We start from the raw sequence: 17034 nt of genomic DNA, 5'->3' as shown, positions 1-17034 counted from the left end.
ATTGGCACGTAGGAGGGGCGACTCCTGGAGGATCAGTTCGACAGATGAGACGACTAAGAGAGCGCAGTGAACAGTCGGCTCATCATGAACCCTCAGGAAAGCGTCCCCTCCGAAGTGCTAATCCCCAACACCGTTCTCCCAATCCATTAATAAACAACAAAAAAGCTGTCGCAAGAAGTCGTAGGTTTACGACTTCTTGGACAGCTTAGTTTATAGAGATTAATCTACTTGGTGGTCACTTCCGAAGAAGTTCTTGAACATTTGGATCGTTGTTGCTCTACCAATTGCACCAAGAGAAGTTGTCAAAGGAATTCCTTTAGGACAAGCCACTACACAGTTCTGTGCGTTACCACATTCAGTGATTCCGCCGTCTCCCATTACTGTAGCCAAACGCTCATCTTTGTTCATTGAACCCGTTGGATGGGCGTTGAATAAACGTACTTGTGACATCAATGCAGGTCCCATGAAGTTCGTCTTGTCGTTAACGTTCGGACAAGCTTCTAGACATACACCGCAAGTCATACATTTAGACAATTCATATGCCCACTGGCGCTTACGCTCAGGCATACGAGGGCCTTCACCAAGATCGTACGTTCCATCAATCGGAACCCAAGCTTTGATACGCTTTAACGAATCAAACATGAATTCACGGTCAACAATTAAGTCACGAACGACTGGGAATGTACGCATAGGCTCAAGTTTAATAGGTTGTGTCAACTGATCTACCAATGCAGTACATGACTGACGAGGACGACCGTTGATTACCATTGAACATGCTCCACAAACCTCTTCCAAACAGTTCATATCCCAGTTAATTGGCGTAGTCTTCTCACCTTTTGCATTTACAGGGTTACGTCTGATTTCCATTAAAGCCGAGATTACGTTCATATTCGGGCGATATGGAACTTCAAATCTTTCAGTATAAGGACTTGAAGTGGCATTATCTTGACGTTGAATGTCAAACACGACAGTTTTTGTAGCAGTTGCAGTTGCACTTGCTGTTTGTTGTTCGCTCACTTTTTATCAATCTCCTTTCTTCGCTGAGTAATCGCGGATACGTGGAGGAATGATAGAAGTATCTACTTCTTCATAAGATATAATTGGTGCAGATACTCCGTCAAATTCCGCAATTGTTGTTTTCAAGAAGTTCTCATCATCACGATTCGGGAATTCTGGCTTATAGTGCGCGCCACGGCTCTCGTCACGATTTAATGCACCTAATGTGATTACACGTGCTAAATATAGCATGTTCTTCAACTGGCGTGTAAACATAGCTCCTTGGTTAGACCAAAGTTGTGTATCTGTTATGTTAATGTTTTCATAGCGCTCAAGTAACTCGACAATTTTTTCGTCTGTCTGCTTCAACTTATCATTGAAACGAACAACCGTTACGTTGTCAGTCATCCATTCGCCAAGCTCTCTGTGAAGAACGTACGCATTTTCTGTACCGTCCATCTTAAGAGTGTCTTCCCATTTCTGTTGCTCTTCTTTAACCGCATCTTCGAAGATCGTTGCAGGAAGTTCATCAGCAGTACGCTTCAGATGCTTCATGTAATCGATTGCGTACGGTCCTGCGACCATACCACCGTAAATAGCGGATAGCAATGAGTTAGCACCTAAACGGTTTGCACCGTGTTGTGAGAAGTCACATTCGCCTGCTGCGAATAGACCAGGGATACTTGTTTGCTGATGATCGTCAACCCATAGTCCGCCCATTGAATAGTGAACAGCTGGGAAGATTTTCATTGGCAATTTACGTGGATCATCTCCTGTGAACTTTTCATAAATCTCGATGATTCCACCAAGTTTAATGTCCAGTTCTTTAGGGTCCTTGTGGGAAAGATCCAAGTACACCATGTTTTCTCCGTTAATACCTAGTTTTTGGTTTACACACACGTCGAAGATTTCACGTGTTGCGATATCCCGTGGAACTAAGTTACCGTAGTCTGGATATTTCTCTTCCAAGAAGTACCAAGGCTTACCATCTTTATATGTCCAAATACGTCCACCTTCACCACGAGCAGATTCACTCATTAGACGAAGTTTGTCGTCTCCAGGAATTGCTGTTGGGTGAATCTGAATGAATTCGCCGTTTGCATATTTTGCACCTTGCTGATAAACGATGGAAGCTGCAGAACCTGTATTGATTACAGAGTTTGTAGACTTACCAAAGATAATCCCAGGGCCACCTGTTGCCATGATGACAGCATCCGCTTTGAATGCTTCGATTTCCATTGTCTTCATGTTTTGAGCTTTGATACCGCGGCAAGTTCCATCTTCGTCTTTGATGATTCCAAGGAACTCCCAGTGCTCATACTTTTGAACAAGTCCTGCTACCTCATGAGAACGAACTTGTTCGTCAAGAGCATACAGTAACTGTTGTCCTGTAGTTGCACCCGCATACGCTGTACGATGGTGAAGTGTACCACCGAAACGACGGAAATCTAATAAACCTTCTGGTGTACGGTTGAACATAACACCCATACGGTCTAATAAGTGGATGATTCCAGGAGCTGCTGCCGTCATTGCTTGTACTGGTTTTTGATTCGCTAGGAAGTCTCCACCGTAAACTGTATCATCAAAGTGAATGTCGACCGAGTCACCTTCACCTTTTGTGTTTACAGCACCGTTAATGCCACCTTGGGCACATACGGAGTGGGAACGTTTTACTGGAACTAGCGAAAACAAGTCAACCGGTACGCCAGCTTCTGCTGACTTGATGGTAGCCATTAGTCCAGCTAGTCCTCCACCGACGACAATCAATCTGCCTTTTGCCATTATTGTTTCACTCCTCAATTATACGTAATTTCATTAGTTGTTTTAATTAATTATACAAATGCTAGAAGTGCTTGAACTCCAATTACAGAAAGTATTAAGAAAATAACGATTGTGATGTAAGATACGATCTGTTGTGATCTTGGTGATTGTGCAATTCCCCAAGTAACACAGAAAGACCATAGTCCGTTTGCTAAGTGGAAAGTAGCAGAAACAACACCTAGGATATAGAATACAAGCATAAATGGATTCGACAAGATATCGGCCATCATGTTGAAGTCTACTTCAGTTCCAAGCGCTTTTTGAATACGAGTTTCGTATACATGCCATGCAATGAAGATGACTAGGAATACGCCTGTGAACCGTTGGAGCGTGAACATCCAGTTACGGAAAGTACTGTAATGGCCCACATTGTATTTCGCTGAAAAAGCTATGTACACTCCGTAAAAAGCGTGGAACATGAGTGGAATATAAATAATAAACCATTCCAAGAACAATACAAACGGTAAGTTCCCCATAAAGTTAGATGCTGTGTTGAATGCTTCTTCACCGCGCGTTGCAAAGTGGTTAATGACTAAGTGTTGGGCAACAAATAGACCAACTGGAATAACTCCAAGCAACGAGTGTAGACGGCGTAAGAAAAAATCTGATTCTTTCGACAAGTCTTTTACCCTCCCTTATTTCTGAGAATATACTGCAATGATGCGATTCTCTATTTGGTCCGCATTCACCAGTATCTCTCTTCGTGGTATAATATGATAACATGTACATTGTACTCCTCTGTTTAGGGCAGGTCAAGATGCTGTCAACTTTTTATACTATATTATGACTTTTCTAATAATGTCGTTTCACCACATAATTGACCGCATGATACGACAGTTGCTGACAATGTACGAAGCCTTTAGTAACGCTCTTTTAAACAGGTTATCATGACTTGTTAATCGAAAGTAATATATAATATGATCCAAATTACATCCTAGACAATAGGTGTCTGACTATTCCGAAAAATTGTGACGGAATTGAAACATATTTTTTGTTTTTAGAAGATTAAAGACTTCTACTATAGAAAAGCCCTTGACTACTCAGTCAGGGGCTTTTGACTATCTTCAGGTTTTTGGAAGTGAGCGATCAAGTCATCTGCAACTTTTTTAGGCATTCCAGACTCTTTCAATTGCTCGGGTGTCGCTTCACGTATGGCTTTCACTGTTTTAAAATGCTTCAATAGTTGTTGCTTACGTTTAGGCCCAATGCCATCAATACCATCTAAGGACGATGTTAGTGATGACGCGCCCCTACGCTGTCTGTGAAACGTAATAGCAAAGCGGTGAACTTCATCTTGAACCCGTTGCAATAAATAAAATGCTTCACTCGTCTTCTTCAATGGAACGATTTCAGGCGGGTGACCGTATAGCAACTGCGCTGTATTATGCTTGTCATCCTTTGCAAGACCCGCAATAGGAATCGATAAGCCGAGTTCATCTTCAATGACTTCTCGGGCTATTTCCATTTGCCCTTTCCCACCATCGATCACAATCAAATCCGGTAAAGGCAATTCTTCTTTTAATACACGTGCGTAACGTCGTCTAACTACTTCCCGCATAGCACCATAATCATCGTGAGCTGCAGCTGTTTTCGTTTTATACTTTCGGTAATCTTTACGATTCGGACGCCCATCCACAAATGATATCATCGCGGATACCGGTTCCACGCCATGTGTATGAGAGTTATCGAATGCTTCTATTCGAAGAGGCGTACTAATATTCATCGCTTCTCCAAGTTCTTCACAAGCACCAATTGTACGTTCTTCTTGTCGCTCAATTATTTGGAACTTGGCATTCAATGCAATAGACGCATTTTTGGCAGCAAGTTTGACAAGTTCTTTTTTCTTTCCACGTTGCGGTATTAACACCGTTGTATCGAGCAATTGATCTGCTAACGCAAAATCAACGGTCTCCGGAAGAAGTACTTCTTTAGGCAATAAATGTTGGGCTTCTCCATAGAAACGACCCAGATACGTAAGTAATTCATCTTCAGGATCTCTATAGGCTGGAAAAATAGATACATCACGTTCTATCATTTTACCTTGACGAACGAAGAACACTTGCACGCACATCCAACCTTTATCAACCGCATAGCCGAAAATATCCCGGTCAGTAAAGTCGTTAGCATTCATATTCTGTTTTTCCATAACGGTTTCGATATTTGTGATTTGATCACGATATTCTTTCGCGCGTTCAAACTCCAACTCTTCAGCTGCTTTATTCATTTTTTGCTGGAGTTCTTTTTTGACTTCCTTATAACCACCATTTAGAAATCGTGTAATGTCCGTAATCATTTCTGTATATGCCTCTGCAGGTACCTCTTTAATACAAGGTGCCAAACATTGTCCAATATGATAGTACAAACACGCGCGCGTCGGAATACTTTGACACTTACGGTACGGATACAGTCGATCCAATAACTTTTTGGTCTCATGCGCCGCAGTGGCATTTGGGTAAGGTCCAAAGTATTTACCCGATTTCTTATTTACTTTACGAGTAATAATCAATTTCGGGTGTCTTTCATTGGTGATTTTCAGGTAAGGATAAGTTTTATCATCCTTCAGCATAATATTGTATTTGGGATCGTATTTCTTAATCATGTTCAATTCCAGAATCAAGGCTTCAATTTCAGAATTGGTGACAATATATTCAAAATCCTCTATTTCTCCGACCAATCGCTGGGTCTTACCATCGTGAGATCCCGTGAAATAACTGCGAACACGATTTTTTAAGACTTTTGCTTTCCCTACATAAATGACGGTGCCTTGGCGATCCTTCATTAAATAACATCCTGGTAATTCGGGGAGGATTGAAAGTTTATGTTCAATAATTTCATTCATTATTTTCACCTACTAAAAGACCGGGTGCTAAAGCAGCCCCGGTCCAATGTATTTATGCGTGTTTTTCAACTAGTTGTGCAAGTGCTTCTTTAGGTTGGAAGCCTACTACCTTCTCAGCTACTTCTCCATCTTTAAAGAGTAGAAGTGTTGGGATCGACATGATGCCGAACTGGCTAGCAGTTGCTTGGTTGTCATCAACGTTTACTTTTACAATGTTCGCTTTTCCTTCTAATTCACCTGAAAGTTCTTCAAGTACAGGAGCGATCATCTTACATGGTCCACACCAAGGTGCCCAAAAGTCTACTAGTACTACGCCTTCTTTTACGTTTTCAGCAAAGTTCGAATCAGTTGCATTGATAATTGCCATTATTATTTCCTCCTTAGTGTTTAACTATATTCGTATTATATCACGGAGGTATAGAAGGGGCTAAAAAAATGCCTGTACCGAAACATTAGCTGACTTTAATCTTTTTAATTTCTTCAATCATGATCGGAATGATCTCGAAGATGTCACCCACGATACCGTAGTCTGCAATTTTAAAGATGTTCGCTTCTGGATCTTTATTGATCGCGACAATGACTTTAGAGTTGGACATACCGGCTACGTGCTGGATTGCTCCAGAAATTCCAGCTGCGATATACAAGTCTGGAGTAACAACTTTACCCGTTTGACCAATCTGTAGTGAATAGTCGCAGTAATCTGCGTCACACGCTCCACGTGAAGCACCAACCGCACCGCCTAGAAGATCAGCCAATTCTTTTAAAGGCTCAAATCCTTCTGGTCCTTTAACTCCACGACCACCCGCTACGATTACTTTTGCTTCAGATAAATCTACGCCTTCTGTTGATTTACGTACTACGTCTTTGATAACAGAACGAAGATTTGTAATATCTACAGTTTTTGCTGTTACGTCCCCTGAACGGCTTGCATCATGTGCTAACGGCTCAATGTTGTTCGGACGGATTGTGATAAATTGTAAACCTTCTTTAATTTCCACTTTCTCAAATGCTTTACCAGAATAGATTGGACGGATGAATTCTGCATCATCGCCTTCTCCTTCAATTTTCGTTACATCTGAAATCAATCCTGTTCCAAGCTTACTTGCAATTTTGGGTGATAAGTCTTTACCCATAGCTGTGTGACCGAACACTACGCCGTCTGGAGACTCCTCTTCGTAAACCGCCATGAATGCTTGACCGAAACCGTCCGGCGTGTAGTACTTCAAGTGCGGGTGCTCAACCGTTACTACTCGGTCCGCTCCATAATGAATCATTTCTTCACCTAGTGACTGAACTTGATCGCCAATAAGAACAGCGACAACTTCTCCACCGCCTGAAATATTTTTTGCTGCTGCAATTGTTTCAAATGATACGTTACGTAGTTCTCCATCACGTGCTTCACCTAAAACCAACATTTTCTTTGACATAATGTAGTCCCTCCTAATTACGGTTCTCTATATGAATTAAATTACTTTCGCTTCGTTACGCAATAATTTTATAAGTTCAGCCGCTTGATCTGCTGGCTCTCCTTCAAGTACACGCCCCGCTGATTTTGCTGGTGGTAAGAAGACTTCCTTTGTTTCCGTCTTCGCTTCTACATCATCTTCCTCTAGATCTAGGTCATCGAACTCTAAGTCTTCAAGAGGTTTCTTCTTTGCTTTCATAATCCCAGGCAAAGAAGGATAACGTGGTTCGTTCAGACCTTGTTGTGCTGTAACTAGAAGTGGTAGGGATGTTTCAATAGTTTCTGAATCCCCTTCAACGTCTCGTACAACTGTTGCGTTCGTTCCGTCTATTGTTAATTCAGTAATTGTCGTAACATAGTTAATCCCAAGCAATTCTGCTACACGTGGTCCTACTTGTCCTGAACCGCCGTCGATAGCTACGTTACCCGCTAGAATCAAATCAGCATCTTTGTCTTTTAAGTAATCTGCAATGACTTTTGCTGATGTATATTCGTCAATATCATCAATGTCGTCTTCAATATTGATGAGTACTGCTTTATCTGCACCCATTGCCAATGCCGTACGCAATTGTTTCTCGGAATCTTCGTCACCGATTGATAATACAGTAACTTCCCCACCGTGTTCGTCACGTAGTTTAATAGCTTCTTCTACTGCGTACTCATCGTATGGGTTGATGATGAATTCTGCACCATCTTCAGCAATGGCACCGTTTGAGATTGAAATTTTTTCTTCCGTATCAAATGTTCTTTTTACTAATGCATAAATGTTCATTAATAGAACCTCCTATTCGATAATTACTTCCCGGTAAATGTAGGTTGACGCTTTTCAATAAACGCTTGAATACCTTCTTTTGCATCTTCAGAAACAAATACTTCTCCGAATGACTTTGCTTCTGCTTCCACACCATCATAGAATGACTGGTCTTTGGAATAAGAAAGCATATGCAATGCATGCTTCACTGCAATCGGACTCTTTTGAGAAATCTTCTTCGCAAGCTTCAATGTCTCATTTGAAAGGTCTTCATCTGAATACGCATGATTTGCAAGACCCCATTGTACTGCATCTTCACCTGAAATCGGATCGCTTGTCAACATGATTTCTGTTGCTTTCGCTACACCGACTAAACGTGGCAAACGCTGTGTTCCTGCAAATCCAGGTATTAGCCCGAGTTGCAATTCAGGCAAGCCAAGTTTAGCACTTTTCGTTACCAATCGGATGTGGCACGCCATTGCCAACTCCAAGCCGCCACCAAGTGCTGCACCATGAATGGAAGCGATTACAGGTTTAGGGAAGTTTTCTAAGCGTTCGAAAACTTCTTGACCTTTACTAGATAGATTCGTGAACGCTTCACCCGTGTGTACTGTAGTGAATTCTTTAATATCCGCACCAGCTGAGAAGAAACGACCTTCTCCATAAAGAACAATAACACGAATATCGTCGTCATGCTCTACGCTAGTTAACAGTTGGTCCACTTCTTCAATCAATTTCGAAGACAGTGCGTTCGCGGGTGGATGGTCAATTTTCGCTAATGCGACATGACCGTCTTTCTCCAAGTTAATCAATGTCATCTACTATCTCTCCTTTAGTGCAATGCTTACTGCTGTTTGTAGCCATGTAGTAGCATATCGCTAACTTTAGGCGCTAAGCTGACTAAATTAAACTTCTGTTCGTTCATCACCCAAGAGGTAATTGTCTCATCCATTGTGCCAAATAACATCTGTCTTGCTAGTCTGAGATCTAGATCAGGAGATAACTCCCCCTTCTCTACCCCTTCTTCAAGCAAAGTATCCAACAAAACCATATATTCTTTCAACACATTATTGATTTGGAATCGCAGATCTTTATTTGACTGTCTGAGTTCCAATTGTGTGACGATCGCTAAGTGAGGATCTTCTTGCAGCACTCTAAAATGACTTTCTACAACCAGTTGCAACTTTCCTGCAATGGGAAGATCTTTTTTTAATATCTCTTTAATATTCTCTACGAAAATCGCCATTTTTTCCCTGAATACGGATATAAGAATATCTTCTTTATTTTTAAAATACAAATAAATCGTTCCATCAGCGACTCCAGCTTCTTTAGCAATTTTCGAGACTTGCGCTTGGTGGTACCCATTTTCCGCAATAACAACTACTGCAGCATCTACTATTTGTTTATATTTAGGTTTTGTCCGCTTCATTATGTTTCACCACCAAAAAAGAAAATATGAATGATGATTCATTCATATTTTCATAGTAATATTATTTTGAGTTTTAGTCAAGCATTTTGTTACGAACTTTTTAATGTATTCTTATCTTCTGTTAATTTCTTTCGTTCTTCTTCTACTAATGTTCTGCGTAGAATTTTTCCTACCGCCGTTTTGGGAAGATCTTCACGGAAATCATATTGCTTTGGTACTTTAAATGCCGCTAGTTGTTTTCTGCAATACGTATCTAATTCTTTTTCCGTTACTGAATGTCCTTCTTTTAAGACAATATATGCTTTAACTGTTTCACCCCGGTATGGATCAGGCACTCCTGCGACGATACATTCTTGAATAGCTGGATGTTCGTAGAGGACTTCTTCGATCTCACGTGGATAGACATTAAATCCACTTGCGATAATCATATCTTTTTTACGATCCACTATATAAAAGTATCCGTCTTCATCCATATACCCTAGATCTCCAGTCAAAAACCATCCATCACGGAAAGACTCTTGTGTATCATCGGGTCTATTCCAATAACCTGTCATGACTTGAGGTCCTTTTACCGCAATTTCACCAATTTCTCCAACTGGCAACGGTTCCGTAGCCCCTGGTCCTAGTACGCAAGCATCCGTGTCAGGCCATGGAACGCCAATAGAGCCACGTTTCTCAAGTCCATCCCACACAAAGTTCGCCATTGCAACTGGAGATGTTTCTGTTAAGCCGTACCCTTCTACGAGTTTTCCACCTGTTATCGCTTCGAATTTCTCTTTTACTTCAATTGGTAAAGCAGCCGATCCGCTAATACAGGCTTTAATAGAAGATAGATCGTATTTTTCTAGATCCGGATGATTCAGCAAACCTATATAAATAGTAGGTGCTCCTGGAAATAGGGTCGGTTTGAGTTTGTCAATATCTTTCAACGCAGTCTTAAAGTCGAATTTAGGTATCAGTACCATTTTATGACCCTTCATTACTGCGAAGATCAGTACAGTCGTCATTCCATAGACGTGGAAGAATGGTAGAATACCCATAATCGTTTCTTCGCCATCTGTCGTTTTGTACAACCACGCACTACACATTTCAGTATTGCTGATTAAATTGGAATGTGTCAACTCCACGCCTTTTGGTGGTCCTGTAGTCCCCCCAGTGTATTGCAATAAAGCAATATCGCCTGTCTCATAACTTACATGGATTGGATCTGCACTCGTCGTTTTCATTATTTCAGTATATAAATGATGAATACCACGATGTTCCACTCTTACAGTGAGTTTGTGTTCCTTCTTCTGAATAAATGGATAGACTAGATTCTTCGGGAATGGAAGATAATCTTTAATCCCCGTAATAATAATATTCTCAAGCGCTGTTCCATTCATTGCTTTTGAGACACGCGGGAACAAGATATCAAGTGAAATAATAACTTTTGCACCCGAATCGGATAGCTGATAATGTAGTTCGCGTTCTGTATATAGTGGGTTTGTCTGAACAACAATTCCACCTGCATAGAGAATACCAAAGTACGCAATGGCCCCTTGCGGACAGTTCGGAAGCATGATGGCTACGCGGTCACCCTTCTCTACCCCCAGTTTTTGCAAATAGGTAGCAAATTTCAACGCAGACTCCTGAAATTCTTTGAACGAGATGTCTTTCCCAAGAAAATGAATTGCCGTTTTGTTGGCATATTTCTTGCTGGACCTTGTTAAATAGTCTTGCAATGGAATATTTTCATATTCCAAATGTGTTGGGATTTCTTTTGGATAAGTAGCAAGCCAAGGTTTTTGTGTCATCTTCACAACTCCTTTACAATATTGTAATTGTTTGAACATTCCTTGTTCATTAGTATATCGATAAACTATTTAGTTTACAAGATAAATATGAAAGCGCTTTAATTATTTGGTTAAATACCTCTTAATCTATGTAAGTGTGAATACTATTATGCATTTAGTGATATAGAGAGGCTGGCAGGGTGTTGGGGTGGGAATTTGCGCTTCGGAGGGGACGCATTTCCGGAGGGCGGGCGGTGAACCACACCCCTTCGCTTCGCTCGCAGGGTGTTTCACCTGTCCCGCTTATCCTCCAGGAGTCGCCCCTCCTACGCTCCAATTCCTTGCAATGCAAGCGGGTGAGACTTTTTGTTGTGCATTAAAATAAGTGTTGTAATCGATTTTGAACTGTAGAACTTGAAACTAAAGAAGTTAAGACAAAACAATAATTAACACACTACTTACAGGGAGTGATCTAAGTACTAGCACTATCAACGTAGGATGGAAGTGGAAGTTGGCGGCGAACTGGTTGGCTCACCGCAGGCCCATGGGAAAGCGTCCGCCGACTGGCGTTTCCATCCCATTATACTCACAAATTCGCTCACCATTCCCAAGTACTCGCTTTTGAATTTAAAATAACCTCCCAAAACTAAAAACACACCAAGACCAAGGTCAAGGTGTGTTGTTGAAGAGCCAGTATACTCCGACGAGCACGAAGAGTACACAGACTACCAATAATATCTTAATTAATCTCTCCATAATATACGATCTCCTATGAAATACTGGCGCCGATGACGAATGACAGACCTACGGAAATGCAAAGTGAGATGAAGCCGACGGAGCGATTGTCTGCCTGGATCTCCTCGTCCACTTTAAACTTAGGCGTCAGGAACTCGAACAGTAAATAAGCGAATACAAGAAGCACGAAACCGTATAAGCCCCAGGCCATCATCTGCGGTAAGCTGTTGTGCTGCTCGATAGAATAGCGGAAAATATTGGCGACACCAAAGATCTTTCCGCCTGTCGCCATAGCCACTGACAAATTCCCTTTACGAATCTCTTCCCAGTTTTTATATTTTGTTACGATTTCAAATAACACCATTGACACGATCAAGCACAGTGTAACAACACTGAAATAGCCCGCCGTCTCAACTAATGGATGACTCCAAAATCCCGTATGATTCATAATTTGGCACCTTCTTTATGTTCTCTTGCTTGTCATACGGTCCAAGCGGCAGAAAGGTTTCATTTATTTTAATTCCACGACGGTTACGCCACTACCGCCTTCTCCTGCTTCACCAAAACGATACGACTTTACTCGCGAATGCTTCTTCAAGTATTGCTGGACACCTTGTCGTAGTGCACCTGTCCCCTTACCATGAATGATATTCACTTGGTGGTAGTTGGATAGCAACGCATCGTCAATATACTTCTCTGTACGTACTAGCGCGTCTTCGTATCGTTCACCACGTAAATCTAGCTCCATCTTCACATGTTCGGAACGACCACGCACTGCAGCAGCCGTAACATGTTTCTTTTCTTTTTCAGGCTTGGTGTATTGCAATCCGGATTCAGGTAATTTCATCTTCAAAATTCCGATTTGAACAACCCATTCTTTATCGGATACTTTTTCGACGAGAGTTCCTTTTTGTCCGTAAGCTAATACTTTCACTTCGTCTCCTGTTTGTAATGGACGAGGTCCTGCTTGCGCCTTAATAGTCTTCTTTTTCTTTTCTTCAGGTGCAGCACCTTCTAAACGTTTTCGAGCTTCAATTAACTCGTGCTCTTTGACGCTAGCTCCTGCATTCATTCGAAGTGCACGTAAGTCTGAAATAACCGCTTCGGATTCAGTTTTGGCTTGTTCCACGATTTTTTTCGCTTTCTCTTTGGCTACTTCTGTTAAACGGTCTTTCTGTTCTTCAAATTCTTGTAATTTATCATGTAATTCTTTTTTCAATTTTTCTGTTTCCAGGAGTATGTCGTGTGTACGCTCAGCATCCTTTTCGGATTGCACACGGCTCGTTTCAAGAGAAGCAATCATAGAATCTACTTCCCCACGGTTTTCTCCTGTAAAACTCTTTGCACGTTCGATCACATGATTATGCAATCCTAGTCGTTTTGAAATTTCAAATGCATTACTACGTCCAGGCACACCGATTAGTAATCGATAAGTCGGACTTAGCGTATCAATATCGAATTCAACACTCGCATTGGCTACACCAGGACGGTTAAAACCATACGCTTTTAGTTCTGGGTAGTGAGTAGTCGCCATCACACGTGCGCCACTCCCATGCACTTCGTCAAGAATTGAAATAGCAAGTGCGGCACCTTCTTGCGGATCCGTTCCCGAACCTAATTCATCGAATAATAAAAGAGAACGATCATCAAACTTTTTCAATATATTGACGATGTTGACCATATGAGAAGAGAATGTACTCAAGCTCTGTTCGATCGACTGCTCATCGCCGATATCGGCATAAATTGAATCAAAGACGGCAATTTCAGAACCATCTAGTACTGGAATCGGTAGACCCGCTTGCGCCATCAATGTGCAAAGTCCAACCGTTTTTAGCGTGACGGTCTTACCACCCGTATTCGGACCGGTAATAACAATCGTCGTAATGTCCTGACCGAATTCAATCGTATTCGCTACTGCTTCATCTATCGGCAAGAGAGGATGACGTGCTTTTGACAGGCGCATATAACCGTCTGCGTTCACAGCTGGCTTGGTACATTTATTTGCAGTACCGTATTTGGCTTTCGCTAAGATGACATCTACTTCTGCTAATAATTGCACCAATGTGAATAGCTCATGTGCGATTTCCTGAACACTGGCAGACAAGGCAAGCAAAATCTTTTCAATTTCCTCTTGCTCCTTGACTTTCAACTCGCGAATTTCATTATTCGCCTGAACAACTGCATCGGGCTCGATAAATAATGTTTGGCCTGATGAAGACATGTCATGAATCACTCCACCATAATGAGAGCGATATTCGGCTTTTACAGGAATACAGTAACGATCATTACGCATTGTTACAATTGCGTCAGAAAGCATTTTCGATGCGTTCTTCCCTCTTGTGTAACTTTCAAGACGTTCACGTACACGGCTTTCTTGGATACGTAAGCTTTGGCGAATTGAACGTAATGCGGACGAAGCACTATCCATTACTCGACCATTATCATCGATAGCTGCGTTCACTTCATGCTCGATTGCAGTGAGGATGGGCATCGCTTCTTTACGTGCAATTAAATGCGGAATGGAAATCTCATCTTCAGCTGTAACAGCTTCTAAAAATTGACGAAGAATTCTACTGGCACGGATTGTGTCTGCAATTTCTACTAGTTCCATCGCACTCAGCATTCCACCAATTTGTGCGCGTTTGGCATGAGATCGAATATCATGAATCCCACCCATCGGTACATTTCCGCGTATCCGTAATAGCGCCAATCCTTCATCAGTCTCTTCCAGTAAGCGACTGACCTCTTCGAGACTCGTTGACGGTACTAATTGTTCTATGTGAGCACGCCCAGCAATGGACGTACATTGTGCTGATACTTGTTGAATGATTTTATCAAATTCAAGTGTTTTTAAGACACGCTTTTCCAATGTCTTACACTCCCTTTCATCTACGAATCACTTTCTCAATAAACGTTTCAAGCGGCCATGTGTTGATGACCTGTTCTGCAGGAAGCCATGCCTTTTGTGCGTACTCCACGCCAATCGGCATAATATCCAGTTGTTCTATCGCATGCGCATCTGTATTGATCGCAATATTGACACCTGCTTCGATTGCTTGGATTAAGTGTTCCGTGCGTAAATCCAAACGGTATGGACTCGCGTTTACTTCTAATATTTTACCGTATTCGCTCGCCCACTTGATGAGCTGCTCAATATCGGGATTATAGCCTTCACGTTGACCAACAATACGGCCAGTAGGATGAGCAATCATGTGTACATGCGGATTTTTACATGCGGCATGCAAACGCTCCATAATCTGTTCCTGAGGTTGATTGAAACTAGAATGAATGGAGGCAATGACAAAGTCTAGCTGTTCCAGAATTTCGTCTTCGAAATCCAATGTCCCATCCGGAAGAATATCCATCTCTGTTCCACAGAATACTTCTATGTCAGCGTACTTTTCATTCACTGCACGAATTTCTTCAATTTGCTTTAGTAAACGTTCGGGTGTTAATCCATTTGCTACTTTTAAATAATGCGAATGATCGGTGATGACCATGTGTGAGTAGCCTTTTGCACGACAAGCTTCCACCATTTCTTCTATGGAATATCCTCCATCTGACCAAGTTGTATGCATATGCAAGTCAGAACGGATCAATTCCGGTGTGACAAGTTTTGCAATTTCATCTGTTCGATCAAGTTCCGTTCCATCCTTACGAATACTTGGTGGAATGAATGGCAAATCAAAATGCGCAAAGAATTCCTTCTCACTTGAAAATGTCTGCACATGCCCCGCTTCATCTTCTACACCATACTCACTGATTTTCTGTTTGCGACTTTTAGCTAGCTGCCGCATTCGTATGTTATGTGCAGCGGAACCTGTAAAGTGATGGAGAGCAGTTGCGAATTGGTCTTCAGTGACAAAACGAAAGTCTGCGTCGATTGGATGTTCTGTATCAAGTGAAATGGATAATTTGGCATCGCCTGCCGCAATCACTTTTTCGATTGGCAATGCAGCTAGTATTTTCTCACGAACAATTTGTGGTTGCTCTGTTACAAGAATCCAGTCCACATCGGAACTCTCTTCTTCACGCCTACGGTGGCTACCCGCCACTTGATACTTCTGAATCTCATCAATCAATTCTAATTCAGCCTGAACAATGTCAACAACTTTTGCAACTTGCCAAATCGGTGTCTTACCAGATCGTTGTGCAAGTATTTCAATTTCGCGCAGTAAGTTTTCTTCCGTCTTTTTACCGAAACCGGGAACCTTGCTTACTTCTTGTCTTTCGCAAGCCGCTTGAAGAGATTCAATTGAATCTATATTCAACGCTTCACGGAGCTTAGCTATTTTCTTTCCACCAAGACCTGGGATATCCAACAGAGGAATTAAACCTTTGGGCACCTTCTCCTCTAGTTCAGTTAATGCATCTGACGTTCCTTTTTCCATTAGATCGATAATAACGGCACCCGTTCCTTTACCGATTCCCTTCAATGAAAGAATATCATCCATTTCAGCAAGACTTCTGGTATCCAATTCTAGGATCGAAGCCGCTTTTCTGAACGCTGCTACCTTGAAATGATTTTCTCCAAGTAACTCCATGTATAATGCGATTTTCTCAAACGTGCGGATTATAGTCTTTTTATTCAAGTCAGTATCCTCCTCACTCTGTTAAAAAAGCTTCCACGCGTTCGGGAAGCTTTTGGTTCATATGTACAGTACATTATTTACTTGCGTTAGCCTATATAAACGAACCACCAATTTTTTATTGCCGAGGAAATAATCGGTGTGTGTTCAAACATTGCTTTCGCTAGCATAGAATGACTCAATGAATTCTGGATTACCTCAATCGGCAGCATGGCCAGTAAAGATAATGCAAAAAAGATAAGTACGTAAAATTCAATAAAGCCTAGTGCAGCACCAATCAGACGTGCACCGAAACCAAGTATTGGTAAATGCTTCAAAAAGTCCAACATGGAACCAATTAATTGTAGAATCAATTTCATTCCGACAAATATCAATATAAATGCGATTAGCCGGTAAAACGTCATATCCATATCCAAGTTTTCGAATGTCCAGCTAAGTGCATCTGCCGCAGTCGCACCAGGATATGGTATCCATAGAATTAATTTTTCTGCTAGAGGCTTGTAGAACTTATACGCTACAATCACCGATAAGATCAATCCAAACATGTGGATGAGCTGTACGATGAATCCACGTCTAAATCCTGCGATTAAGCCGCCTACCAGCAATAAAATGATGAGTAAATCTATCATGTTTTGCC

At 41.6% G+C, this 17034-nt stretch carries 14 protein-coding genes; all 14 read right to left on the bottom strand.

Annotated features, from left to right (window positions below; genetic code table 11):
* Positions 1–219: 219 nt before the first annotated feature.
* Positions 220–1017, bottom strand: a complete 798-nt coding sequence (gene sdhB / locus CSV69_RS01660) for a succinate dehydrogenase iron-sulfur subunit (RefSeq protein WP_085426477.1) — start codon at positions 1015–1017, stop codon at positions 220–222.
* Between the two features lie 6 nt (positions 1018–1023).
* Complete coding sequence (gene sdhA, locus CSV69_RS01655; RefSeq protein ID WP_085426478.1) at positions 1024–2778, bottom strand: succinate dehydrogenase flavoprotein subunit; 1755 nt, start codon at positions 2776–2778, stop codon at positions 1024–1026.
* Between the two features lie 50 nt (positions 2779–2828).
* Positions 2829–3437 (bottom strand): succinate dehydrogenase cytochrome b558 subunit, encoded by a 609-nt coding sequence (locus CSV69_RS01650; RefSeq protein ID WP_085426479.1) that lies wholly within the window; start codon positions 3435–3437, stop codon positions 2829–2831.
* A 416-nt stretch (positions 3438–3853) separates the two neighbouring features.
* The gene (uvrC, locus tag CSV69_RS01645) at positions 3854–5656 is read right to left on the bottom strand and encodes an excinuclease ABC subunit UvrC (RefSeq protein ID WP_085426480.1); all 1803 of its coding nucleotides are present in this window, start codon (positions 5654–5656) and stop codon (positions 3854–3856) included.
* A 52-nt stretch (positions 5657–5708) separates the two neighbouring features.
* Positions 5709–6023 carry a thioredoxin gene (gene trxA, locus CSV69_RS01640; RefSeq protein WP_029052960.1) on the bottom strand — a complete coding sequence of 105 codons (315 nt, stop codon included), beginning with the start codon at positions 6021–6023 and terminating at the stop codon, positions 5709–5711.
* 85 nt (positions 6024–6108) lie between these two features.
* A complete protein-coding gene (locus CSV69_RS01635) occupies positions 6109–7083 on the bottom strand; it encodes an electron transfer flavoprotein subunit alpha/FixB family protein (RefSeq protein ID WP_085426481.1) in 975 nt (324 codons plus the stop codon).
* 36 nt (positions 7084–7119) lie between these two features.
* On the bottom strand, positions 7120–7893 hold the full coding sequence (locus CSV69_RS01630) for an electron transfer flavoprotein subunit beta/FixA family protein (protein WP_085426482.1): 774 nt from the start codon (positions 7891–7893) through the stop codon (positions 7120–7122).
* A 23-nt stretch (positions 7894–7916) separates the two neighbouring features.
* Positions 7917–8690 (bottom strand): enoyl-CoA hydratase, encoded by a 774-nt coding sequence (locus CSV69_RS01625; RefSeq protein WP_085426483.1) that lies wholly within the window; start codon positions 8688–8690, stop codon positions 7917–7919.
* Between the two features lie 26 nt (positions 8691–8716).
* Positions 8717–9301 carry a fatty acid metabolism transcriptional regulator FadR gene (locus tag CSV69_RS01620; RefSeq protein ID WP_085426484.1) on the bottom strand — a complete coding sequence of 195 codons (585 nt, stop codon included), beginning with the start codon at positions 9299–9301 and terminating at the stop codon, positions 8717–8719.
* Positions 9302–9390: 89 nt separating this feature from the next.
* Positions 9391–11094, bottom strand: coding sequence for a long-chain-fatty-acid--CoA ligase (locus CSV69_RS01615; RefSeq protein ID WP_099692590.1), 1704 nt, complete (start codon positions 11092–11094; stop codon positions 9391–9393).
* A gap of 748 nt (positions 11095–11842) precedes the next feature.
* On the bottom strand, positions 11843–12256 hold the full coding sequence (locus CSV69_RS01610) for a DUF350 domain-containing protein (RefSeq protein ID WP_099692589.1): 414 nt from the start codon (positions 12254–12256) through the stop codon (positions 11843–11845).
* 63 nt (positions 12257–12319) lie between these two features.
* A complete protein-coding gene (locus tag CSV69_RS01605; RefSeq protein WP_099692588.1) occupies positions 12320–14677 on the bottom strand; it encodes an endonuclease MutS2 in 2358 nt (785 codons plus the stop codon).
* Positions 14678–14693: 16 nt separating this feature from the next.
* A complete protein-coding gene (gene polX / locus CSV69_RS01600; RefSeq protein ID WP_099692587.1) occupies positions 14694–16400 on the bottom strand; it encodes a DNA polymerase/3'-5' exonuclease PolX in 1707 nt (568 codons plus the stop codon).
* Positions 16401–16486: 86 nt separating this feature from the next.
* Positions 16487–17026 (bottom strand): CvpA family protein, encoded by a 540-nt coding sequence (locus tag CSV69_RS01595; RefSeq protein WP_085426490.1) that lies wholly within the window; start codon positions 17024–17026, stop codon positions 16487–16489.
* Positions 17027–17034: the final 8 nt, after the last annotated feature.

The organism is Sporosarcina sp. P26b (assembly GCF_002743245.1).
GTDB lineage: Bacteria > Bacillota > Bacilli > Bacillales_A > Planococcaceae > Sporosarcina > Sporosarcina ureae_C.
This window is presented reverse-complemented; position numbering and strand designations above follow the sequence as displayed.

Coding starts and splice junctions, on each gene's coding strand:
- CSV69_RS01595 (WP_085426490.1), bottom strand. CDS start 17,026: ATGATAGATTTACTCATCATTTTATTGCTGGTAGGCGGCTTAATCGCA.
- CSV69_RS01625 (WP_085426483.1), bottom strand. CDS start 8,690: ATGACATTGATTAACTTGGAGAAAGACGGTCATGTCGCATTAGCGAAA.
- sdhA (WP_085426478.1), bottom strand. CDS start 2,778: ATGGCAAAAGGCAGATTGATTGTCGTCGGTGGAGGACTAGCTGGACTA.
- CSV69_RS01630 (WP_085426482.1), bottom strand. CDS start 7,893: ATGAACATTTATGCATTAGTAAAAAGAACATTTGATACGGAAGAAAAA.
- uvrC (WP_085426480.1), bottom strand. CDS start 5,656: ATGAATGAAATTATTGAACATAAACTTTCAATCCTCCCCGAATTACCA.
- CSV69_RS01620 (WP_085426484.1), bottom strand. CDS start 9,301: ATGAAGCGGACAAAACCTAAATATAAACAAATAGTAGATGCTGCAGTA.
- CSV69_RS01610 (WP_099692589.1), bottom strand. CDS start 12,256: ATGAATCATACGGGATTTTGGAGTCATCCATTAGTTGAGACGGCGGGC.
- CSV69_RS01615 (WP_099692590.1), bottom strand. CDS start 11,094: ATGACACAAAAACCTTGGCTTGCTACTTATCCAAAAGAAATCCCAACA.
- trxA (WP_029052960.1), bottom strand. CDS start 6,023: ATGGCAATTATCAATGCAACTGATTCGAACTTTGCTGAAAACGTAAAA.
- CSV69_RS01635 (WP_085426481.1), bottom strand. CDS start 7,083: ATGTCAAAGAAAATGTTGGTTTTAGGTGAAGCACGTGATGGAGAACTA.